This is a genomic window from Gordonia sp. CPCC 205333 (assembly GCF_048537885.1).
GTDB lineage: Bacteria > Actinomycetota > Actinomycetes > Mycobacteriales > Mycobacteriaceae > Gordonia.
Genome location: NZ_JBCLVI010000001.1, coordinates 1,177,814 through 1,201,875, shown reverse-complemented (window position 1 = coordinate 1,201,875; position 24,062 = coordinate 1,177,814). Strand labels below are relative to the sequence as shown.

At 63.3% G+C, this 24,062-nt stretch carries 17 protein-coding genes; 8 read left to right on the top strand and 9 right to left on the bottom strand.

All coding sequences use genetic code 11. From position 1 onward, the window contains the following. Positions 1-349 precede the first annotated feature (349 nt). Positions 350-640: a hypothetical protein gene (locus AAFP29_RS05545; RefSeq protein ID WP_419216301.1), complete on the top strand. Its 291-nt coding sequence runs from the start codon at positions 350-352 to the stop codon at positions 638-640. A 48-nt stretch (positions 641-688) separates the two neighbouring features. On the opposite strand, the gene AAFP29_RS05540 is transcribed toward AAFP29_RS05545, so the two are convergent. After that, a complete protein-coding gene (locus AAFP29_RS05540; protein ID WP_419216348.1) occupies positions 689-3,658 on the bottom strand; it encodes a UPF0182 family protein in 2,970 nt (989 codons plus the stop codon). Between the two features lie 239 nt (positions 3,659-3,897). On the opposite strand from AAFP29_RS05540, the gene AAFP29_RS05535 reads away from it, so the two are divergent. Continuing rightward, positions 3,898-4,527, top strand: coding sequence for a PPA1309 family protein (locus AAFP29_RS05535; protein ID WP_419216347.1), 630 nt, complete (start codon positions 3,898-3,900; stop codon positions 4,525-4,527). A 16-nt stretch (positions 4,528-4,543) separates the two neighbouring features. Here the strand turns inward: AAFP29_RS05535 and AAFP29_RS05530 are convergent, their stop codons facing one another. Further along, complete coding sequence (locus tag AAFP29_RS05530; RefSeq protein WP_419216300.1) at positions 4,544-5,644, bottom strand: PDZ domain-containing protein; 1,101 nt, start codon at positions 5,642-5,644, stop codon at positions 4,544-4,546. 116 nt (positions 5,645-5,760) lie between these two features. On the opposite strand from AAFP29_RS05530, the gene AAFP29_RS05525 reads away from it, so the two are divergent. The 3 genes from AAFP29_RS05525 to AAFP29_RS05515 all read left to right on the top strand — a co-directional run bounded on the left by AAFP29_RS05525 (position 5,761) and on the right by AAFP29_RS05515 (position 9,550). Continuing rightward, complete coding sequence (locus AAFP29_RS05525) at positions 5,761-7,176, top strand: zinc-dependent metalloprotease (RefSeq protein ID WP_419216299.1); 1,416 nt, start codon at positions 5,761-5,763, stop codon at positions 7,174-7,176. A gap of 103 nt (positions 7,177-7,279) precedes the next feature. After that, complete coding sequence (locus tag AAFP29_RS05520) at positions 7,280-8,170, top strand: hypothetical protein (protein ID WP_419216298.1); 891 nt, start codon at positions 7,280-7,282, stop codon at positions 8,168-8,170. Positions 8,171-8,227: 57 nt separating this feature from the next. Continuing rightward, on the top strand, positions 8,228-9,550 hold the full coding sequence (locus AAFP29_RS05515; protein WP_419216297.1) for an ABC1 kinase family protein: 1,323 nt from the start codon (positions 8,228-8,230) through the stop codon (positions 9,548-9,550). Positions 9,551-9,653: 103 nt separating this feature from the next. Here the strand turns inward: AAFP29_RS05515 and AAFP29_RS05510 are convergent, their stop codons facing one another. The 3 genes from AAFP29_RS05510 to AAFP29_RS05500 form a co-directional block, all read right to left on the bottom strand. Next, positions 9,654-9,959: a WhiB family transcriptional regulator gene (locus AAFP29_RS05510; RefSeq protein ID WP_419216296.1), complete on the bottom strand. Its 306-nt coding sequence runs from the start codon at positions 9,957-9,959 to the stop codon at positions 9,654-9,656. A 150-nt stretch (positions 9,960-10,109) separates the two neighbouring features. Next, complete coding sequence (locus AAFP29_RS05505; RefSeq protein ID WP_419216295.1) at positions 10,110-10,316, bottom strand: hypothetical protein; 207 nt, start codon at positions 10,314-10,316, stop codon at positions 10,110-10,112. 175 nt (positions 10,317-10,491) lie between these two features. Further along, a complete protein-coding gene (locus AAFP29_RS05500) occupies positions 10,492-12,555 on the bottom strand; it encodes an ATP-dependent helicase (protein WP_419216294.1) in 2,064 nt (687 codons plus the stop codon). A gap of 108 nt (positions 12,556-12,663) precedes the next feature. Between AAFP29_RS05500 and AAFP29_RS05495 the strand changes: the two genes are divergently transcribed. After that, complete coding sequence (locus AAFP29_RS05495) at positions 12,664-13,956, top strand: esterase/lipase family protein (RefSeq protein WP_419216293.1); 1,293 nt, start codon at positions 12,664-12,666, stop codon at positions 13,954-13,956. Between the two features lie 23 nt (positions 13,957-13,979). Continuing rightward, positions 13,980-14,204, top strand: a complete 225-nt coding sequence (locus AAFP29_RS05490; RefSeq protein WP_419216346.1) for a mycoredoxin — start codon at positions 13,980-13,982, stop codon at positions 14,202-14,204. A 19-nt stretch (positions 14,205-14,223) separates the two neighbouring features. Here AAFP29_RS05490 and nudC read toward each other — a convergent pair whose 3' ends face one another. The 4 genes from nudC to AAFP29_RS05470 form a co-directional block, all read right to left on the bottom strand. Continuing rightward, positions 14,224-15,141 carry an NAD(+) diphosphatase gene (gene nudC / locus AAFP29_RS05485; RefSeq protein WP_419216292.1) on the bottom strand — a complete coding sequence of 306 codons (918 nt, stop codon included), beginning with the start codon at positions 15,139-15,141 and terminating at the stop codon, positions 14,224-14,226. Then, complete coding sequence (locus AAFP29_RS05480) at positions 15,138-16,208, bottom strand: potassium channel family protein (protein ID WP_419216291.1); 1,071 nt, start codon at positions 16,206-16,208, stop codon at positions 15,138-15,140. The genes nudC and AAFP29_RS05480 overlap by 4 nt, the downstream gene beginning before the upstream one ends. A 90-nt stretch (positions 16,209-16,298) precedes the next feature. Beyond that, complete coding sequence (locus AAFP29_RS05475; RefSeq protein ID WP_419216290.1) at positions 16,299-19,691, bottom strand: UvrD-helicase domain-containing protein; 3,393 nt, start codon at positions 19,689-19,691, stop codon at positions 16,299-16,301. Further along, on the bottom strand, positions 19,684-23,061 hold the full coding sequence (locus AAFP29_RS05470; RefSeq protein ID WP_419216345.1) for an ATP-dependent helicase: 3,378 nt from the start codon (positions 23,059-23,061) through the stop codon (positions 19,684-19,686). Before AAFP29_RS05470 ends, AAFP29_RS05475 begins: the two co-directional genes overlap by 8 nt. Before the next feature lie 213 nt (positions 23,062-23,274). Here AAFP29_RS05470 and AAFP29_RS05465 point away from each other — a divergent pair, with 213 nt between their 5' ends. Further along, positions 23,275-24,060: an alpha/beta fold hydrolase gene (locus AAFP29_RS05465; protein ID WP_419216289.1), complete on the top strand. Its 786-nt coding sequence runs from the start codon at positions 23,275-23,277 to the stop codon at positions 24,058-24,060. The last annotated feature ends 2 nt before the right edge of the window (positions 24,061-24,062 follow it).

The following is a 24,062-nucleotide window of genomic DNA, read 5'->3' as shown; positions in this document are numbered from 1 at the left end:
GCACACCCGCGAACACCGTCGCCGCAACACCCAACACGATCAGCAGAACTATCTGCACACGCTCTAAAACACCAAGAGGCGGCATCGGCGATCGACACCTTTCTTCCGTAGATCCAAGACACGGGAGAAACCCACTCGTGGATCTGCTCGAAAGCCATCGGTCCGTAACCCGCGCGGTCAGAACTCACCCGACCTTTGGCTGATGTTACGACCGTTACACCCCGGTCGCCAGCAAAGACGAGCGGTTAACAAACCCGCAATGCTGTGACGCAGGTCTCAAAATGGTTAGAGTGGAAGCGCGGGCACGATGCCGAGCAAGCGCCCGCATTCGTCTCGCCCAGGAGTTGCGATGTCGACCTCACACGTAGTCCACCACCGGGAAAGCCACGGCAACCATCCGATGAGCGTTCTCGGATATGTACTCATCCTCGGCGGATTCGCCAGCGCCGCGCTGTGGCTCGTTCACCTGGCCAGCGGCAATACCAACTTGGCCATCACCTTCGGCATCCTGACGGCCTGCGCCTTCGTCAGCGCCACGGTGATAATGACGACGCTGACCCGCAAAGTGCACCACAGCCCATTGATTCCAGACAACACCGAAGTTGAAGCCACCCGGTACCTCGGCGAGTACCGCAGCTAACACCAACACTCGACGATTGACGGCCGGCCACCAGACCGGCCGTCAGCACTACTTGCCCAACGCCTCGTAGTCCTTAACCGCCTTGTCTAGATTCGCCAGCGCATCGCCGTAGGCCTTGAAGTCACCCTTGGTCTGGGCGTCGCGCAGTGTTCCCAATGCCGCGCCGATCGCCTTGACCGCCGCATCGCGCTGTGGCGAGGAACCGTTGGACGTTCCTGCCGGGGTCTCCGGCGTCGAGGGTTCCGGCGTCGCATCTCCTTCGACCGGCGCCGTGCTACCTGGCACAGTCACCTTGTCTGGATCGATACGAACCTGCGCAAGCGCACCGGCCACCGTGGAGTCGTAACCAATTCGGGAGATGCCGTCAGGTCCCGTGTAATAGACCAGAATTCGATACAGTTTAGGTAACGCCGCACCCGCGGTCTTCGACTCGATGTACATGGGCTCCACGTAGAGCAACCCGTTGTCACCAACTGGCAAGGTCAACAGGTTTCCGTAGGTGACCTTCGTCGATCCCTCGATCAAAGTGCGGTCCCCCGCGAGTTTGGTCGAGTTCTTCATATTCTCCTGAGCTTGCTCAGGTCCAACGTTCTGAGTATCCGACGGAAGGGTGTTTATGGTGATCTTCCCGTAATTCTTCGGATCCGACGCCACGGTGAGATACGCGGCCAACGCCTTCTGATTTTCACCATAAACCGACATCACCGTAGTCAGCTGGAACGCCGCCTCCTTGGTGGTCGGGTCAGCCGCGGTGAAGTAATACGGTGGCTGCTTCAGCTTCCCCGGGTTGTCCTTGGTCGGATCAGCTGGAACGGACCACAAATCGTTGCTCCGGAAGAACGTGTCCGGATCGCTCACATGGTATTTCGCCAACAATGCCCGTTGAATCTTGAACAAATCCTCGGGGTAACGAACGTGTTCGGCCAAGTCCTTATGCTTGTCGAACTCAGCACGCGACTTCACACTTCCAGGGAACACTTTCATCCAGGTTTTGAGGACCGGATCCTTCGTGTCGAACTGGTACAGTTCGACCTCACCCGAGTACGCGTCGACCGTCGCCTTGACCGAGTTTCGGGCGTAGGCGATCTGGCGGTTCGCTTGCGCACGCGCCGTTTGGCCGGGTGTCAGATCCTGCGCGTCCGTCGTCGCTTCCTGCAGCGAAGTCTTCTGGGCATAGGGATAGTTATCGAGAGTGGTGTACCCGTCGACGATCCACTTGATCGAACCGTCCGCCATGACGGCCGGGTAGGTCTTCGAGTCGACAGTCAGCCACGGCGCAACCTTCTTCACCCGATCTCGCGGGTCACGGTTGTAAATGATCTTCGAATTCTCGTTGATCGCGTTTGACAGCAAGATATTTCGCTCGGTGTACTTCACCGAGTAGAGGAAGCGGTTGAACCAGTTCCCCAATGAGACGCCGGGACCCGTGTAGGTATATCCCTTGCCGTCCGAGTCGTATTCCTTGTCGCCACCGACCGAACCGACAATCGCGTAGTCCGGATTGACCTTCGCGATCAATTCCCCGTAGTAGATCCTTGGCTGCTTCACCTTAATGGGAGCCTCGGCCTTATACTTGTCGGTCTGATAGGTGGACAAGTCGCTGACCTGGAATATTGGGAAGCCACCACGGTCGCTATCAGTTTGCGACGCTGCTTCATCGACCGTGTTGGCCGGCGCCGCGATAAAACCGTTCCCGTGCGTGTAGACGGTGTGCTTGTTGATCCAGTTCTGAATATTGTCACCGTAATTGGCGGGGTCCAGCTCCCTTACCGCGACCACGTAATCACGCAGGCGACCGTCGACTCGGTAACGATCGACCGCCAACTGCCCTGGGAAACCGTAGAAGCTCTTGGGCCGCTGCCGCTGAGTGAACACCGGGGAGATGACATTCGGGTCGAGGATACGGATATTGGACAGTGTCGCGGTATCCGAATTCACCGCCGCCGGATTAGGCGGTTTACTGGTCCAATTCGGCACGTAGGTGACGTTGTCACTGCCGATGCCATAAGCATCGCGCGTCGCCGTAATATTGCGCTCGATGTAATCGCGTTCCTTTTGCGCCGCATTGGGTTTCACCGAGAACTGCTCAACCGCGGCTGGCCACAGCACACCGATCGCCAATGCCGACAGCAGCATGAGTGCCGTTGCCAGGGCCGGAATCCGCAAGTCGCGCATGACTATTCCGGCGAAAAACGCTACAGCGCAGATAATCGCGATCGCCATCAGAATCAGCTTCGACGGCAACACCGCGTTGATGTCGGTGTTGGTGCCACCCATGAAGATGTCGCCCCGACGATCGCCGGACAGCAATGCATAGCGGTCAAACCAGTACGCAACGGCCTTGAGTAGCAAGAAGATTCCGGCCAGCACACCGAGCTGGACGCGGGCCGCGACAGTCAAACCTCCACCGGAACGACCATTGCCCAAGCGGATACCGCCGAAGACATAGTGCGTGAGCAGATTGCCCAGGAACGCCACGACGACGACCACGAAGAAGAAGTTGAGCAGGAATCGGTAGAACGGCAGATCGAATGCGTAGAACGAGATATCGAGATTGAACTGCGGGTCGGTCTTCCCGAATTCCTCACCGTGCCAGAACAACTGGAGTGTTGCCCACGACCCCTGCGCCACCAGCCCAGCCAGCACGCCGACGAGGACGGCCGGCGCGACGGAGAACCAGCGCAGGTGGGTCATCACGGTCGTGCGGTACCGGGCCAGTGGATCCACCCCACTCGACGCGGGCACGAATACCGGCCGTGAACGGTAAGCGGCGGCCAGCGCGGCAAACACGATCAGCCCGACGACGATCCCCGCCACCAGGAACATCGCGACTCGCGTCCACACGATTCGCGAGTACACCGACGAAAAGCCCACCTGCGAGAACCACATCCAGTCGGTGGTCACACCGACGATCCGTGGCCCAACCAGAAGCAGCACCAAGATCGCGACACCGACCCCGATCGCGATCTTGCTCCGTCGCGACAAAGTCGGCATAGTCGCCGGCCCGCGTTCTCCCACCAGAATCTCCTGTGCGATCTTGTTCGCATACCGGCGCGTCGAAACACCGCGTGCGAACTCTGTCCGAATTTCCACCCACTGTACTGGGCGGCCGACGACCGGGTCGTCGGCGTCGACCCCTCGGCTGCGAGGTTACCTGTTGCGTCGCCGCATGCCGTGCCGTCACTCGGCCTCAACCCGATAGCCCGCCCCGATTCGGGGCGGAGGCGACTCCCGCATGACGTAGCGGGACGGGCACAATAGACACCGTGACTACGCCCGCGACCGGCAATCTATCCCCCGATGCCCTCGGCAGCGCCCTGCGCGACGTCGTCGAATTCGTTGATGCGGCGGGTTGGGATCAACCGCCGACGCTGTTCGCTCTGGTCCCGACATCGGTCCTCGCCGAGACCCAGCCCGACCTGGTCGATGAATACGACACCTCGGAACTCAGCCCGATTGCGCAGGACCCGCTGCTCACCTCCGAAGTCGGGCCAAGCGCCGATCAGGCCATTCAATCCGCCGAGTTGGAACATATTCTGGCGACGACCAGTTGGCCCGAAGCCGTGGCCGGATGCGCCCTCGTTCAGGAGATTGTCGTACTACCGCCCGAAGCGGAGTCCGACCTCGATGAGGCGTTCGAGCCGCTTCTGTCCGACCCGGCAGCCGCCGATGCCGCCGCTCGTTCCACCGCATTGGCCCACCCCGGATCGCAGCCTGCCCGACTCATCGCGGGCGCATTGCGTGACGGCCGCACGCTCTCGCTCCTGCAGCTGCGTCCCCTCGACGACGTCGACGACGGCCAGATCGAGCTGTTGTCTCATCCAGACCTAGCACCGAACCTGGTGGAGGCGCTTGCCGCGACGCTGGACAATCAGCCTGACGACTGAGTCCGTCCCGATCGCGTCAACAACCCTGTTTGGCCGTCTTCCCGGTCAGCACACCGACGGCCCCGTCCAGCGAGTCGATCTTCACCAACTCCAGTCCATCGGGGATATCCGACTTCGCCTCGGCACAGTTGGCCGCCGGTACCAGGAACATCGACGCCCCGGCTTCCCGGGCTGCGAGAGTCTTATGCGTAATGCCGCCGATCGGGCCGACAACGCCGGAGTCGGTGATTGTTCCGGTGCCGGCGATGAACTTTCCGCCGGTGAGGCTGCCCGGACTGAGCCGGTCGACAACTGCCAACGTCAGCATCAGGCCAGCGGACGGCCCGCCGATGTCGCCGACGTTGAAGTCGATCTTCAGTTTCGGGTCGGCATTGAGCACCTGCGGTGTCACGCCGAGGTAGCCGGTCCCGGCCACTTCTTTCGGAGCGCCGTCGGGCCACTGTCCGAGCTTCACGGCGACCGTCTGCGGCTTGCCGTCGCGGATAATCGCCAATTGCAAGGTGTCGCCGGGCTTGTGTCCGCGTATCGCCTTCTGGAGTTCGACGGTCGTCGCCACCGGGGTACCCGAGACTGCCACCACCTGATCATCGACCTTGAGCGCCTTCGACGCCGGCGCGTCCTTACCAACCGCCGCGATTGTCAGCTTGGTCGGGCGGTGTAGGTAGCGCAGGGCGGCGGCTTGGGCGTTGGCCTCGGAATCCGTCATCTGCACGGCGTTCTGTTCGCGGACCTCCTGGTTGCTCTGACCGGGTGGGTACACCTGTTCGCGCGGCTCCAGCGCATAGCGTCCCGACACCCACTTCCCAAGCGCGTCAAAGAGACTCAGGCCGTCGTAGACCGAGACGGTAGTGAGATTGAGGTGACCGTCGGTCTTATCCAGTTCAGCTCCGCTGATCATGACGACCGGTTCCTGCTTCTGCACAGTCTTGCCGTCTTTTCCGGCCTGGCCCGGTGCGGGATCGGCGACGGTGACATCACTCAGAGTGTTGACTGTCGGGCCGGGCCCCATTGCGACATAGGGCACCTGAACATAAAAGCCGACGAAAAAGAGGGCGATCACCGCCACAACAGTCACGGCGATGGCAGCTATCCGGCGATACGCGGGAGACACGCTCATTCCGACGAGCCTAACGGAGTGGCATCGGCTCGCAGGATCGGCCGCGTGCCTGACTCCGCTAACGGCGAACAGTTGAGGTGGGCTTTTCGGGCACCACTGCCGGTACCGTTGACAGTATGAATGATTTGCCCTTCGGATTCTCGTCCCCCAACAGCGACGACGGCGGCGACGACGACCGCAAGGACAACGGCGGCAATAATCCGAACAATCCGTTCGGATTCGATGTCGGCGGTGAGGGATTCGACCCGGCCTCGCTCGGTCAGATGTTCTCTCAGCTGGGCAGCATGCTCAGCGGTATGGGAGCCGGATTCACCTCGGGCAACGCCGGCGGGCCGGTCAACTACGAGGTAGCCGCCAATCTCGCGCGTCAACAGATCGGGTCGTTCACACCCGTGCTGGACAAGGAAACCCAAGCGGTCTCCGACGCCGTGCGGCTCGCCGAAGTCTGGCTCGACGACGCGACGACGCTGCCGTCGGGCGTGACGCGCTCGCTCGCCTGGACCCCGGTGCAATGGCTCGAAGAGTCGATGCCGACGTGGAAGGGCCTGTGCGATCCGATCGCCGCCGGCCTGTCACAGACGATGGAGTCCGGCATGCCGGCCGAAGCCGCGCAATTCGCCGGCCCGATGATGGGCATGCTCACCCAGATGAGCGGAATGATGTTCGGTACGCAACTCGGGCAGGGGCTCGGCCAACTCGCCAAAGAAGTCCTGACCTCTACTGATATCGGCCTACCACTCGCTCCCGAGGGCACAGCCGCACTGTTGCCGGAGGCGATCGCCGCATTCGCCGACGGTCTCGAACAGCCCGCGCAAGAGATCATCGTCTTCCTCGCAGCTCGCGAAGCCGCACACCTTCGACTGTTCACCCACGTCGGATGGCTCCGTCAGCGCCTCCTGTCCACCATCGAGGAATATGCCCGCGGCATCACCATCGACTTCAGTGGCATCACCGATATGGCCAGCGGCGTCGATCCAAACGAACTACTGTCCAACCCCGCCAAACTCGAAGAGTTGATGGGTGCGTCGACGGCGTTCACCCCAACCACGACACCCGAGCAGCAGGCCGCACTCACCCGGCTCGAAACACTCCTGGCACTGATCGAGGGGTGGGTGGAACACGTTGTGTCCCAGTCACTTTCCGATCGGATCCCGAGTGTCGGCGCGCTGACCGAGACCATGCGCCGCCGCCGCGCGTCCGGCGGTCCCGCCGAACAGACCTTCGCCACACTGATCGGACTGGAACTGCGGCCCCGCAAGGTGCGCGAAGCATCCGCGCTCTGGAGCAAACTGCTCGACAGCTCCGATGTCGCGACCCGCGACAAAGTCTGGGAGCATCCCGATCTGCTGCCCGACGCCGACGATCTCGACAATCCGGCCGCATTCATCGACCGAGTGATCGGCGGTGACGTCAGCGCCTTCGACGACCCGATGGCCGCTCTGGAGAAGACCATCGCGGACGAGGCTCGTGCCCGTGCGGAAGAGCAGCAGAAGAAGGACGACGGCGACGACACCGGGCCAGCGACGTCGTAATTTGGTTTGACGTAGATATCCGCAGGTGGAGCCATGAATCCACCTGTGGATAACTAGTTGCGAGCGACCGATTCCCGAAGGGGTCACTGGCACGATCGCTGCTATGACGGCTGCGAGCGAGCTCTCCACACCCCTGCCGGTCCTGCGGCCCGGTACGGCGATTTTGGTGCGTCGCCCGGACCGCATCCAGATCGGCTGCGATCCCGATCGCAGCACGATCCTCGACCTGACTCCACCGGTAACCGCCGATACCGTGGTCGCGCTGTTGCGCTATCTCGACGATCCGCATACCCGTCCCGAGCTTCTGCGTTATCTCCGCACCATCGGACTGAGCGTGGCAGATTTCGCGGTACTTGCCGATCAGCTCGCCGCCTGCGGGGCCGTGTTGCCGTATCCCGGTGGCCTCCGAGTCAGTCAGCTCAAGGTGCGAATCCACGGACGCGGGCCAATCGCGGAGAAACTTGGCGTGGAGTTGCGCGACGTTGGGCTACCGACCACCCATTCGGTGCAGCGGCCCCGGCTCGGCGGCCGTAACAACTGGACCGGCACTCAGCTGGCCATCCTCACCGATTACCACGCGCACGACCCTGCCATCGTCAATATCCTTATGCGACAATGTATTCCGCATCTCGTGGTGCGTCTGCGCGACGGTGTCGGAATCATTGGACCGCTGGTCCTGCCGGGCATGTCGAGTTGTCTACGGTGCGCTGATCACCACCGCGCAACACTCGACCCGCAATGGCCGATGATCGCCGCCCAGCTGCTCGGAAAATCCGGCTACGCGAGTGCGGCCACGATCCGGGCGACCGTCGCGCTGGCGCATGAACAGGTCGAACAGATTGTCGCCGGCCTGTCGGAGCCGAAGCAGTCTGCTCTGGCCGAACAACCCGATCTCATCGACCACACCCTGGAGTTTCACCCGAATCCGGTGCGACTTCGGCGCAAACGATGGCCCGCACATCCCTCATGCACATGCGGTGCCGCTCAGCTTTGAGACCCGCGCCACAGTATCGCTCACCCTCCGGTCAGGCCGGTGAACTATTCTTCTCCCATGAGCGAAATCACGCGAGGGCAAGGACGACGCAATGCCAAACTGGCGTCCTTGCCGATCGGTATGGCCGGGCGCGCCGCAGCCGGCTTCGGCAAGCGCATGGCAGGTAAGAGCAAAGACGACGTCAACCAAGAAATGATGGAGAAGGCTGCCGAGCAGTTGTTCTCCGTACTCGGGGAGCTCAAGGGCGGCGCGATGAAAGTCGGCCAGGCCATGTCGATCATGGAAGCCGCCATCCCCGACGAATTCGGCGAGCCCTTCCGCGAGGCACTGACCAAGCTGCAAGCCGAGGCTCCTCCGCTGCCCGCGGATAAGGTGCACGCGGTACTCAACCAGCAGCTCGGCACCAAGTGGCGGGATCGTTTTCAATCATTCGACGACACCCCGGCAGCGGCAGCCAGCATCGGCCAGGTACACAAGGGCGTCTGGTCTGACGGTCGTCAGGTTGCGGTCAAAGTGCAATATCCCGGCGCCGACCACGCCTTGCGCGCCGACTTGAAGACATTGTCGCGACTGGCCGGCCTGATCCAGAAACTGTCACCCGGCACCGACGTCAAAGCAATGATCGACGAACTGATCGACCGCACTGAAGACGAGCTGGACTACCTTGCCGAGGCTGAGAACCAGCGCGCCTTCGCCAAGGCGTTTGACGGCGACCCCGACTTCGTCGTCCCAAAGGTAGTGGCGAGCTCACCGAAGGTGATGGTGTCCGAATGGCTCGACGGCATCCCACTGTCGAAGATCGTCGCCAACGGCACGCAGGAGCAGCGCAACGACGCCGCCTTGAAGATGGCGACTTTCGAGTTCAGTTCGCCGGTACGGGTCGGACTCCTGCACGCCGACCCCCACCCGGGCAACTTCTTCATCGCCGACGACGGCCGCTTCGGCATCCTCGACTTTGGCGCCGTCGGCCATTACGAGGGCGGTTTTCCCGCAGCCACCGGCCGGATTCTGGCATTGGCGCGTGACAAGCGCTACGACGAACTCCGTGAGCTGATGGTCCAGACAAACTTCATCCAGCGGTCCCATGCCGACAAGGTGACACCCGAAAACATCGCGGCGTACCTCAAGCCCTATGTCGATCCGCTTTATAGCGAGTCGTTTCACTTCACGCGCAAATGGTTGCAGCGTGCTGCTGGCCAGGCCACCGATATGCGCGGCGAGGTATACAAAACGTCGCGCAACTTGAATGTGCCGACCGAGTACGTGATGGTGTTCCGCGTTCTGATGGGTTGCGTCGGGATCGCCTCGCAGTTGGAGGCGTACGCGCCATATCGGGCGATTCTCGAAAAGTGGGTCCCCGGCGTCGCGGAAGAATCCTGACCCCGCTCGCCCCAGATAGCAAACTGCCCGCCGTCGTACACCTTCTCGGTGTGTGACGGCGGGCAGCTGACTCCTCCCCCGGATTCATCCCCGGTCGCGGTCCTCACGCAGTCTTGCGTGGCCGGCCACGCGGGCGCTTGCGTGCGATGACGGCGCCCCGTTCCAGAATCTCGCCACCCCACACGCCCCAGGGCTCAGCGCGATCAAGCGCTGCTGCCAGGCATTCGGCCCGCAATGGGCAGTCAGCGCAGAGCGCCTTGGCCTGTTCGAGGTCACGCGGGTTCTCCGCGAACCACATGTCGGGGTCGGCGACCTGGCACGGCACGTCGAGACGGCCGGCCAGGGTCTCCGTCGATCCGGTCGTTGAGAATTCGGTCTGGTCTATACAAGGTTCGAGAACGCAAGTCATTAGGTCTCCATGGTGTGGTGTTGAACGGTTTCGTTTCGCGACCCGAGACTGTTGAAATGGCTTGCGGTGACTGCCAAAACAAAAGGTCACGGGTCTCGCTTTCGCGATTCGCCCGTGACCTTGAGGTCTGCTAGCCAGCCTGTGAGATGTCTAGACCAGACACCTCCCGTGGAGGTTTACGTCGGGGAATCGCTGCGGCGCTCGCGCTACGCCTGCCGGTGCGCGCAGGGCCGCGGGCAGGAAGCCGTCGGCCTTGGGACGCGCGATAGCGCACGGTGCCAGATGGGTGTACGCCTCCCAGAAATGGACGCGTGCGGTCGCCAAATTTTGTTCGGCGAGATTCATTGATCCGTTCACGATTCCACTCCTTTCTGCGTATCCCAGGGCCACCAGCGGCAAAGCAACCGGCCCGATTCCGTTTCAACCGGACACCGCGCGCATGCGACAGTTCCGCTCGAACTTGACGCTAACGAGACTAGCGGGAAGCCCACAATTCGCACAACCTATTTTTGACCTGCAGTTTTCCGGGCGACTAGTCGCCCGACGCTGCGTTCACGATCTCCACGACATCCTCGCCGTACGACTCGAGTTTCGACGATCCGACACCGCTGATCTTCCCCAATTCCGCGATCGTCGTTGGACGGGCGGTCGCCATCGCGATCAGCGTCCGGTCGCTGAACACCACGAACGGTGGTTTTGCCTGCTCCCGCGCCTGGTCGAGACGCCAGGACTTGAGTGCCTCGAATAGTTCGGTATCGGCCGACGACAACTCGGCCAATGCCTGCGTACGGGCCTGTTTGCGAGCCGCTTTGTCCGACGTCGCACGCGCCGGGCCAGTCGGACGCTCATCATCGGGTGCGATGCCGTTGAGAAATCGTGAGCGTCGACGCCCGCGCCGCCCGCCCTCATTTCGCGACAATGCCCACGAGATATTCAGATGCTCACGCGCGCGGGTCACTCCGACGTACAGGAGACGCCGTTCCTCTTCGATATCTTCGGCTGAACCGTTGATCGCCTGACTGATCGGCAGCGAACCGTCGGTAACCCCGACGAGGAATACCGCATCCCATTCCAACCCCTTCGCGGCGTGCAACGATGACAACGTGACCCCCTGCACCGTCGGTGGATGACGCGCCTGGGCGCGGGCAGCGAGTTCGGAGATGAGTTGTCCCAGAAGAAGATTGGGATTCTCAGTGACCATATCGTCGGTCAGCACCGACAATGCGCGCAGGGATTCCCACCGTGCCCGCGCTTCGGCACCGGACGGTTGCTCGTCGGTGAGGCCAAGTGGCGTGAGGACCGCCGCGACCACGTCGGTGAGTTCCTCCCCTGTCGGGCCGTCCGCTGTCTGATCCAATTGGCGGGCCGCGACGTCGAGCTGGCGTAACGCCTGCCGAATCTCGGTTCGCTGGAAGAAGGCGTCGCCGCCGCGCACCTGATAGGGGATCCCAGCCTCGGTGAGCGCCTGCTCGAAATTCTCCGACTGTGCGTTGACGCGGTACAGGATGGCGATCTCGGCCGGTTCAACCCCGCGCCGAATAAGGCTCTTGATCTCCGCTATCGCGCCACCGGCCTCCGCCGGTTCATCGTCGTATTCGGTGAACGTCGGCTCGGGTCCGGGATCACGCTGTCCGATCAGCCGTAGCCGCGTACCCGCGATCCGTCCGCGAGCAGCGCCGATGACACGGTTGGCAAGGTCAACGACTTCCGGCGTCGAGCGATAGTCGCGCTCCAGGCGGACCACCTCGGCGTGCGCGAATCGTCGGGAGAAGTCGAGCAAATATTTTGGGGTGGCCCCCGTGAACGTGTAGATCGTCTGGTTGGCGTCGCCGACGACGGTGAGGTCGTCGCGCTCGCCCAGCCACATATCGAGCAGCCCCTGCTGTACCGGCGTCACGTCCTGATACTCGTCGACCACGAAACACCGGTAGCGCGAACGGAATTCCTCGGCGACGCCCGGAACATCACGCAGAATCTGTGCCGTGTATATGAGCATGTCGTCGAAGTCGAGATACCACTCGTCGGGATCAGCCTGTTTGAGACGTTCGTAGTTGGACCAGACGTCGGCGACCTTGGCCGGATCGACCGGAGCATCCCGGTCGAATCCGATCGCGGCCTCCGCGTAGTCGCCCGGACCGAGCAACGACGCTTTGGCCCACTCGATCTCCGACGCCAGGTCGCGCAACATGTCATTGCCGGTGGCCACACCCGCTCGACGAGCGGCGCCGGCCAGCACCGGAATCTTTCGATCGAGCAGTTGCCACCGCCGATCGCCGAATGCCTGCGGCCAGAAGTAACGCAATTGGCGCATCGCCGCGGCGTGAAATGTCTGCGCCTGCACGGCATTTCCCGCTCCGGCGATACCCAACGACCGCAATCTCGTTCGCATCTCGCCCGCCGCCCGCGCGGTGAACGTCACGGCGAGCACTTGGGACGGATTGACCTGTCCGGAATCGACGAGGTGAGCGATACGCCTGGTGATTGTCCGAGTCTTGCCGGTCCCCGCCCCCGCGAGAACACAGACCGGGCCACGCGGTGCAAGGACGGCAGCCCGTTGTTGCGGGTCCAGGTCGGCAAGCATGTCGGAGTCGGCCACCAACCCAGTCTCCCATCGCTATATGACAGTCCAGCGGCCAAGGGGTGTGTCGAAACACATGGCCGTTCTCACATTTTCCAATTCAGTGAACATATGTACACTGGCGCCATGACGTCAGCCGCCCAGAGCAACGCCGAAGTACGCGCACTGGCCGAACTCGGTCTGCGTGAAGTTGGCGTTGCCGCCGGCGGGATCCATAACGTGCATCGCGCGATCTCCGACCGCGTATTCGCGGGGATGCGCGTAGGGACCGGTGGCGCGGTCACACCGATTAAGGCACTCCACGATGGCATCACCGACGGCATATACCAATCCATCGAGATCGCCTCCACCGCGGCCAGCGAGGTTGCCGGGCGCGCGATGCCAAGTAAACGCTCCTGGCCGGCACCGTCGGAGACGGTGCGCGGAGCAGCCGCGATCGGCATCATCAACGGTTTGATCGGCGACACACTCGACGAAAGCGGCTCACCACTCGCCGCCGATCCGATGGCCATCCGAGTGGCTGGCACCGTCGTGTCTCCCAGCCGGGCGGAACTGCATCGCGCGTTTCCCGACGCATCGGGCCACCTCGTCGTGTTCTTACACGGATTGGTCGAGACCGAATACGCATGGCGACTCGGCGGCGCTCCGACATATGCGCAACGCCTCAACTCCGACCTCGATACCACCGCCATCGAGGTCCGCTACAACACCGGACGCCATATCTCAGCGAACGGACGTGCACTGTCTTACCTGCTGGCGGCAACAGTACGGAACTGGCCGGTTCCGGTCACCGGCATCACTCTGATCGGCCATTCGATGGGTGGACTGGTCGCGCGCAGCGCGGCTCACCACGCCTCCCGAGCGGGAATGGACTGGACAAAGTCGACTTCGTTGACCGTCAGTCTTGGCACACCACATCACGGCGCACCGTTGGAACAGTTGGCGCATGTCGGAAGTTCGCTGCTCACTCGGATGCCGGAGACGGCGCCGTTCGGACGCCTCCTTCGTCGCCGAAGCGCAGGTATTCGCGACCTGCGGCAGGGATCGCTGGTCGACGAAGATTGGCACGGACGCGACGCAGATTCGCTTGCGCGGGCCGCGGCCACCGAGGTGCCGCTGCTCGCCAACGCGATGCACTGCTTTGTGTCAGCGTCGGTGGGTACCAGCCGCCGCAATCCGCTCGGCTATTTGATCGGCGACGGCCTGGTACTGCGCGGCAGCGCATCTGGGCGTACCCGAGCACGTCGCGTCGGCTTCGGCGATGCCGCCGGTTTCCATCTCCCCGGAGCCCACCACATGTCGCTGCTCAACAACGACGACGTCTACGAACAATTGAAGACGTGGGTGAGCCAAGCGACGAAAACCGCAGCCGCCGACCGGGAAATACCTGCGCTCCCGGCAGCGTTAACAACACCGTGAGCACCGATACCGCAGCCCTGACCATGTACACCACCTCCTGGTGCGGCTACTGCAGCCGCCTGAAGGTTGGGCTCAAGAGCCTCGGGGTTGCCTGGGACGAAGTCGACATCGAACAGGATCCGACCGCCGCCGACTTCGTCGGCAGCGTCAACAACGGAAATCATGTGGTACCGACGGTCAAATACACCGACGGGTCCACCGCGACCAATCCGTCGATCGCCGACGTCAAGAAGAAGCTGGGTCTCTGACGATCCCAGAATCTCTCAGTTACGAAGCGGCCCACGCCTCGATCAGGGTGCGTGCGATTGAGATCGAGCCGGGCAATCGGAGCCGCGGACCACTGGTCGAGTCGTCGACGGTCCCATCGACTCGAACCCAGTCGTCGCCGCGGGCCAATGCCTCAAGTACCTCGTCCCGATGGAACCAGTGCGCGTCGCCGATCTCACCGTCGAGGAAGCGTAGCGGTTCCTTCGGGTCGGCGATCGCGGCGAATCCGCACATCAGCGATCGCGGGAACGGCCACGGCTGACTGCCCAGATAGCGCTGACTGTGGACCGCGATACCAACTTCTTCGTAGACTTCGCGGGCGACGCATTGCTCCAGCGATTCCCCGGGTTCGACGAAACCGGCGAGCGTCGAATACCAACGATCCGGCCAGGTCGCCTGCCGCCCGAGCAATACCCGGTCCGCGCCGTCGTGCACGACGGTGATGATCGCGGCGTCGGTGCGCGGAAACTCTTCGCGGCCGCTGTTGGCGTCGCGCCGTATCCAGCCGCCCTTGTCACTATGCGTTTCGAAGCCAGACGATGGCGAAAACCGTGATGTGTCATGCCAATTGAGCATGCCGAGTGCTGTCGCCAGCAATCCGGCCTCGTCGGCCTCGAGATTGACCGCACCCAGGCGCGGATCGGTGCTGGCTCCCTCGATCTCCCGGACGCGGCGCGCCCAGAGATGCCGTTCGGCAACGCCAAGCAGCACCGCGGTCTCGTCGACGTCGCCGGTGGCGCTCACCCACCGGAGATGACCGTCGTCGGTGATCGGAAACTTCCCTTGGTAATCGATATCGAGTATCCGTGCGCCGGCCCATCCGGCGGCAAGTGCCGCGGGATCTTCACGGAGATTATGCGCGCGATCGAACGTTGCGCGCGACAACAGCGGCAATGCACGCAGGACGAAATCCGTCATTTGTCGGCCGGACCGCGTCGCACGTACAGCAGGCGGTCGCCCGATTCGATTGCCTCAACCTCCGAGTCGCCGATCCGGTAGAGGGTCCCGTTACGCACCACGCCCAGCACGATGTCCGCGGTATGTGCCGGCGACCCGCCGGTCTCGCTGGGTTCAACCTCACGCTCGGCGATCGCATACCCCTCGTCGGGGGTCAGCAGATCTTCGATCATCTCCACCACCGTCGGAGTCATGGTGGCCAGACCCAACAACCGGCCCGCGGTCTCCGAAGAAACCACGACGGAGTTCGCACCGGACTGCTGCATCAAGTGCGTGTTCTCCGAATTGCGAATCGACGCAACGATCTTCGCGTTCTTGTTCAATTCACGCGCCGACAGGGTCGCCAGCGCGGCGGTGTCGTCGCGATTGGCCGCGATGACGATACTCGCCGCGTGCGCGACCCCGGCGAGGCGGAGCACATCGGATTTGGTGGCGTCACCGCGAACGGTGACCAATCCGTCGGCTGCCGCAGTATCGAGGACGGCGGCATTTTCGTCGACGACCACGATATCGGCGGGCTTTACTCCGTCCGCGATCATTGCCGCCGCGGCGGTACGGCCCTTGGTGCCGTATCCGACGACCACGGTGTGGTTACGCAACTTATTCCTCCAACGCTGGATCTTGAGGGCCTGGCGGGACCGTTCGGTGAGCACTTCGAGTGTCGTTCCGATCAACACGATCAGGAACAGCACGCGTAGCGGGGTAATGATCAAGACGTTCATCAGGCGGGCACCGGGTGTGATCGGCGTGATGTCGCCGTAGCCGGTCGTCGAGAGCGTCACCGCCGAGTAGTAGAGCGAGTCGAGGAAAGACAACTCATTACCCTGGGCATCTCGATAGCCGCCCCGGTCGAGCCACACGACGCCCGCGGTGAAGAACAACGCACACACGGCGAATACCACGCGGCGGCCGATTGCCCGTCCCGGACTGTTCTGCGACTCGGGGATCTTGATGATGCCGACGAGCGCGTACTCTGGGCGTTCGGTCAGGGTCTCTGTACCGAAGCGTCGACGCAGGCGCGATGGCATCAGATATATCTCCCGTTCGGTCGATTCACAAGAATGAAGCCTAGACTCTCACACGGTTACCTGCGGCACTGGAGTAAGTCGCGGCGGCACTCACTTGCTGAGCAATCCAGCCAATCCGGACGCGTCGGGCAGATCGTCGGGTTCCAGGGTGATTCCGCTGCGCACATAGTGAAATGCCGCGCGCACCCGGCTCGGCTCGACATCCATCAACTGCGCCCACGCGATCCGGTAGGCGGCGAGCTGGATATATAGCGACTCACGCTGCGCGGGCTCGGGTACGGCACCGGTTTTCCAGTCGACGACGAGCCAAGTATCCGCCTCTTCTTTGCCACGCTCCTCGAAAACCGCGTCGATGCGCCCGCGGACCACGGTTTCGCCGATAACCGTCTCAAATGGCACTTCGACCTCGATCGGTGTGCGATTGGCCCACGCCGATGCGAGAAAAGCCTCTTGCAGGGCGGCGAAATCGTCGTCGACGCCGGCAGCGGCGTCGGCGGCACCGGGCAACTCGTCGATGTCGAGTAGCCGAGTAGCGCCGAAACGTCGCTCCACCCATGCGTGGAATGCCGTTCCCCGCCGCGCCAACGGATTCGGCTTGAAAGGTGTTGGACGACGCAGCCTTTCGGCAAAGCGGGCCTCGTCGGTGTCGAGGTCCACGAGTTGACTGACCGACAGATGCGTCGGTAGTGAGACGACGATATGTGCCTGGTTACCTTGATTGTGCTCGGCCAACAACGCGTCAACCTCAGCACGCCAGGCCTCGACATCCGGATCTTCATCAGTCGCGACGGCAGGCACATCGGCGGTAAATTCGTCGAATAGTGCGGGCTGATCACGGGCGGTGATCGCGTCGGTGACCAAAGTCGCCGCAGCACTGATGGTATCGCGCCGACTACCCAACGCATCGGCCGGCCATGCCGCCGAAATTACATGTTCAGCAAGCGGATTCGTCATTCCCGGCTGCGGTTCCGGTTCATCGACGTCGATCGATAGCCCGTCGGAGACCGCCGGATCGCCGGATGCCAGGGCGGCGGCGACGACCTCCCGCAATTCGTCGAAAAACGGTGAGCCGCCGCGTGGCTTCTCGTCGCCCATCGACCACTGATGCGCCGAGATCAGCAATTCCTCTTTGGCACGGGTCAATGCGACATAGAGGAGCCGCCGATCTTCCTCAAGCCGACGCTGGGCAATAGCTTCCTTATGCTCGGCGAGCGCGTCTTCCAGTTGCTTGCGGTCGCCGACGCGGGACAGGTCCAACGGCGGAAACCCTTCACTGACACCGGCTTCGACCGGATCGGCGAGATCTCCACGCAACTCCGCGGGCAACTCCCGGGCACTGCCCAACCACGTCGCTTCCGACTTTCCGCTGGGAAAGATGTTGCGGCACAAGTGCGGAATCGCCACCACATCCCATTCGAGCCCCTTGGCCGCATGCACGGTCAGAATCTGTACGCGCTGCTCGGCGACCTCAATCTTGCCCGGTTCCAGCCCCTTCTCGATGGTCTCCGCCGTCTCCAGGAACGCGAGCAGTCCGGGCAGCGTGGCTCCTGGGCGATCCGCATACGCCGTCACGTAGTCGGCGAAAGCATCCAGATGCTCGCGGCCGGTAATCGCACCGCGCATCCGCCGGGCACGAATCTGAGCCTCGACCGCCACGCCGATGCTGTTCTCGACGTCGGCGACCAACTCCGACAGCGGCTGTCCGATACGCCGTCGCAGCATTTCCAGTTGACCGCCGAGCGCGCGAATCCTGGTGAACCCCGCACTGCTGTACCGGTCCGCCGGACCAGGGTCGATCAGCGCGTCCGCGATACCGGCGGCATCAACGATCTCAGCCGGAAGCGCCGCGTCGAGAGCGGCGTTGAGCTCTTCGACGCTACCCATCGCGCCAGTCGAAGCCGCGTATTCGACCGCCGCGAGATCAGTTGCCCTACGCCACAGCGCCGCAATGTCGGCGGCACCCAATTGCCAACGGGCGCCGGTCAATAGCCGCATCGCTGAGGTACCGGCCAGCGGATCAGCGATCAGGCGCAGCGTCGCGACAATATCTTCGATTTCCGGCACATGTAACAGCCCACCGATGCCAACCACCTCGGCTGGGATGCCCCGACTCTCCAGTTCGGCGGCCAACGGGGCCGAATCGTCGTTGCGGCGCACCAGAATCGCGGTAGTCGGCGGAGCCTGCCCGGCATCTTCGGCTGCACGATAATGCGATTCGATGGCGTCGGCGATCCAGCCTCGCTCGTCGAGCACCGTCTGGGTGAGCGCCAGCCGCGCGCTGCCGACTGGCGCGTCTGGCCGGGGACGCAAGACACTTACCGGAATCCCCTTGCGGCGCAATTCTTCCGACGTCTCATTGGCAAGCCGCAATGCCTGCACACCGTTGCGCCAACTGGTGAGCAGTTCCAACCGATCCGACGCCGTGCCATCACTTTTGGGGAAATCAGTGGTGAACCGGGGCAGGTTCGCCGCCGACGCTCCGCGCCAGCCGTAGATCGACTGAATCGGGTCGCCGACCGCGGTCACCGCAACCGTGCGCGCGTCCGAATTCGTTCCCCTCGTGCCGAATAGTGTCGAAAGTAGGACACGTTGTGAATGCCCGGTGTCCTGATACTCGTCAAGGAGTACTGCCCGCACCGATTCCCGCTCGCCGGCAACCACTTCGGAGTTCCCCGCGACCAGCCGCGCCGCGAGTGACATCTGCGAGCCGAAGTCGAGGGCGCTCTGCTCGCGTAGTCGTTCGACGAGTTCGGCCACCAGCGGGAGTAGTTCACGTCGCTCGTCGACAACAGCCTGGATCGCGCGCAATTTTTGCGACGGCTCGTCACGCTGCCGAGGTCCCTTGGGCAGAGTGTCGATCAGGTCGTATAGCTCGTCCCCGGATGACATGAGATCGCCGAAATCGACTAAATGCTCTGCCATTTCGCCGTAGAGCCGCAATACCGCCTCGGTTACCCCCGCGGGAACTTTGGTCGTATTGAGTTCACCGGTCCAGTTGCTGACCACCGAAAATGCCAGTTGCCACAATTCTGTCTCGCTGAGCAGGGTCGAAGCCGGCTCGACCGGAAGAAGGAGTCCGTAGTCGGAAATGAGCCGGCCAGCGTACGCGTGGTAGGTACTGACCTCCGGGTCGGCGTTTCGCAGTCGAGTTGACAACGTACCGTCGGGGTCCCAATTGACCAGTGCCGGTGAGGAAGCCAGCATCGACAACCTGCGCCTGATGCGCGCACCCAATTCACTGGCGGCCTTACGGGTAAAGGTAAGTCCGAGGATTTCCTCGGGCCCAACGAGCCGGTTGGCTACCAGGTACACCACCCGCGAGGCCATCGTCTCGGTCTTGCCCGCGCCCGCACCCGCGACCACCAGGATCGGTTCGAGCGGGGCCTCGATCACCGCGACCTGTTCGGGTGTCGGCATCGGAAGTCCCAGCGCCGCAGACAGACTCGTGGCCGAGACGCGTGGGGGGCTGTGCGGCTCAGTCATCGACCACCGACTTTCCGCGCAGCCTGGCCGGGCAACTCGTGGACAACTGGCAGTGACCGCACCCCGGATTCACCGTAGCGGTGAACACCGGCCCGACGCTCGCTTTGGCTGCCGAACGCAGAATTGTTTTCCATTCGTCGACCAATTCCGGTGTCAGGGCATCTTGTTCACGAACTGCCGCCCCGGTTTTACGGTTGGCCGAAGCAACGTAGATGAGTCGCGCACCGCCTGTCTCCACCGGGCCTAGCTCCGGTACCCCGCCCAGGTTAAGAGCGAGCTGATAGGTCGCCAGCTGGGCATGCTCGGCAGCGTCATTCGCCGTTATCACTGTCTTTCCGGTCTTCACGTCTACGACAACCGGACGGCCCGCGCTGTCGGTCTCCAGCCGGTCGATACGCCCGACCAGCCGGACCGGGATCGACGTCGGGTCGTCAGGATCGGCCGGCAGTTGGGCGTCGACCTCCGTCTCGATGCCATGCACGGTCAGCTCCGAACGCGATTGTGCGAGCCATTCGCGGAAATTCGTCAACATGCCCTCGGCGCGCTCGAGTTCCTTCGCCGAAAACCACTCGGCGCCCGAATCCACGCGATCCCAAATCTCTCGCAGCGCCTGCGTTACCTCGGCCGGTTCGATCTGCCCGGCAACCGCCTGCACCAAGGTATGCACCAGCGTGCCGGTTAATGCGGGTGCCGCGTTACCATCACGACCGCCGTGGCGTTCCAGTACCCAACGCAGCGAACACCGGCTCAGCGATTCGACATTGGACGGTGACAGGAACCTCGGGCCGGCTTCCGGTGTCCACAGGGGAGAATCTGTCGACGCTCCGGCTAAACCGAACCAGTCGCGCGGATGTGCACCTGGAATATCCGAATCGGCGAGTTGGGCGAGCAGTTCTGCGGCCGCACGCGTCCGAGAACTCGGTTCGGATTCGGCGGCCATCCCTGCCGCCACTTCTGACCGCAACGTCGCGATCAGCGACGGCAGCGATAGCACCCGACCGACTCCGGGGTCCAATTCGACTGTGTCGGTTTGTGTTTCATCTGAATCATCGGTTCCGAGCTGCCCCAGCGCCGATGCGATCTCCGGGATGAAGCGCGACGGTGAGGATTCGCCGCTGCCATCTTCGACCGCCGACACCAGGAGTTTGCGGCGGGCGCGGGTGCAGGCAACCAGCAGGAGACGACGTTCATCGGCGAGTGCGATGGAGCTACGTGCCACCGTATCGACGGCGTCAGGGTCGATACCTTCGAGGATGTCCATGAGTTGCCCGGTCGCCAGGACGCTGCCACGTGAACGCAGCGATGGCCACAGCCCGTCCAGCACTCCGGCCACCGCGACGACATCCCATTCACGGCCGGCCGCGGCATGTGCGGATAACACCGTCACCGATTCGGCTGCGGCATGCGCGACCCGCGAATCAAGGGGAATCTGCAGTGCGGTCAGATGACGCACGAATGCTCCGACGCCGGCGGTCGGCAGATTGTCGGTGAACGACGCCGCAGCTTCGAACATGGCGACCATCGCATCAAGGTCCCGATCTGATTGCTCGCCGACCGGTCCACCGCGCAATGCGCTTGCCGCCCAGCGCTTCTCCAGACCTGATGCCTGCCATGCCGCCCACAGCGTCTCCTCGACGCCACGGTGTGCCGAATTGACACGGCGTGCCGCGTTCACCACTTCGAGTGTCCGGCGCAGCGGCCGAGCTTCAACGTCGGACAGTAAGGACAGATACCGATCGGCCGACTCGGGGTCGCCGAGCGCTCGCCATAACGATGCCAGCGAATCCACCTCGGCTTCGGGTACCGCCTTCTCGTCGATCCGCCGCACACCGCGTCGTAGGCGACGCAATGATGCCGGGTCCGCACCGCCGATTGGCCCGGATAGCAGTGTCACGATGTCGTCGGCGCCGAACTCCTCAGCGCTGGTATCGGCGAGAATATCCGGCGCGCCGCTCGTCGCGTCGACAACTCGCATCGCGAGGAGAAATGCGGCGACCGCCCGTTGACGATGCAATGGCAGGTCCGACGTCGGGGTGGTCAGCGGAACTCCCGCGGAGCGGAACGCACGCCGCAGCGCTGGCGCGGAAAGTGCAACCGAACGCACGATAACCGCCATCGACGACCACGGCACATCGTCGAACAGGTGCGCACGCCGCAGTAGATCCGCGACGGCGGTCGCCTCCTTGGCCGCCGAGGTGAATACGCGAACCCGCGCGGACTCACCGGAGTGTGCCGCTCCCGACTGCGGATATGGATGCGGGCGATGTCCGGGCAGTCGACGGGCCAGCGCCGCGCCGACCGCGTTGATCTCCGGGGTACCCCGAAAGTCATTGGCCAACAATATGTCTCGCGGCGAGTCCGAGTCGGTGAGAGATTCGACGAACCGTGGACTCGCCCCACGGAAGGAGAAGATCGACTGGTCGGTATCTGCGGCGATGATCGCCGAGTCGGCGCCGGTCCCGATCAATCGGATCAGCTGGGCCGCTTGCGGATCGAGATGCTGAGCGTCGTCGACGAGGAGGTGCCGAATCCGATTACGTTGCACCGCAAGGAGTTCTGGATCAGTCGCGAACGCCGACAGGGCCGAGCCGACCAACTCGGCGGCGTCGACCGCGGGGGCCGACGCGTGCGGCGCGGCGATCCCGACCGCACCGCGTAACAACATGTTCTGCTCGTATTGGGCGTAGGCGTGTCCGGCGGCCACCCATTCGGGATGTTTGTGCGCCTTACCAAGTCGCGTCAGCTCTTCCGGTCCGACGCCGCGCTCGGCCGCCCGCATCAACAGATCTCGCAACGCCTGAGCGAAGCCGTCGGTGGCGAGCGCCGGACGAAGCCACGTCGGCCAGTATTCCGCTCCGTCCTCCAGATCGCCCATCAGCAATTCACGCAACACCACATCTTGTTCGGAGCCGGTGATCAGCCGGGGCGGTGGATTGTCGTGGACGGCTGCCTGGAGTCGCAAAATCGCGAACGCATATGAATGCACCGTACGGACCAGCGGTTCACGCAGGGCACCGCCGAGAATCTTGCGGTTCGCGGGGAACCCATCTGCGCCGACGGCGCCGTGGGCCAGAACTCGTCGAGTGATCTGTTCGCGCAGTGTGGTCGCCGCGCGTCGACTCGACGCCAGTACCAATACCGACTCCGGATCGACATCGGGATTGCTCAATCGCGCCACCGCGGCGTCGACGATCAGTGATGTCTTGCCGGTCCCCGGCCCGCCGTGAACGCGATGGGGTAGCCACGGCTGTTCTGGATCGGACAGGACCATCGTGGAGATCAAACGCTGCGCCGACGGAACCCACGTCCGACGCTCCCCCGACTCGGTAGTTGCCGACACCAGCCTGGTCCGCAGTGCGGTACCGGCCATTGCCGAGGTGTTGCGGTGGGCTGCCACGGGATCTATCGAATCATGTCGCCCTGACAGGGTGCGGGGCCCACTCGCCAACATGACTCTTCCCTGCGGCCGGACTCCCGTCGAGGGAATATCCCCCCCTGGTGGTGGCCAGACCGCAGACTCGATCCGACACGCGATGTCGAGCCGCCGACGTCGGTGTCGGAGTCGTGCGGCATCATCTCCGTCATGGTCCCGCCCGCGCTGCACACCACCGTCTTTCCGGGTACTCCCGGCGCGCCAACAATCCTCGCACTGCACGGTCTCACCGGTCACGGCCCACGCTGGGGCGCGCTCGCCACCGCATATCTCGCCGACGTTCGCGTCGTCGCACCCGACCTGCTCGGCCACGGCCATTCCCCCTGGACCGCGCCCTGGTCGTTCGACGCCCATCTCGACGCGCTCGAGCCGATTCTGGACACTTACGCCGACGCCGAGACACCGATCGTCATCGTCGGGCATTCGTTCGGCGCGGCGCTGGCGATCCGACTCAGCCAACGTCGTCCCGACGCCGTACGCGGCCTCATCCTGCTCGACCCCGCACAGGGCCTGCCGCCCGAGTGGGCGTCGCAGATCGCGACGGAATCGATGATGAACTGGACCTACCCCGATGCCGACGCCGCGCGTGCGGCTAAGCGTGCCGAAGGCTGGGCGATGGTTCCCGACGACATCCTCGACGCCGAGATCGCGGCGCATCTGATCGACGTAGGACATGCGGTCGGTTGGCGCGTGAGCCAGCCCGCCGCCGCGACGGCGTGGAGTGAGATGGCCCGGCCCGCAGAGCTACCGCCATCCCATATTCCGACGACGATCGTCGTCGCTGATCGAGTACAGCCACCGTTCGTTTCCGCCGAATTTATCGAAGCTGCGACGAAAACCCTTGCCGCAGTGGATATCCGACACGTCGACTGCGACCATATGGTGCCGCTAATCGAACCGGAACTCGTCGCGACGTTGATTCGCGAGAGACTCTGACC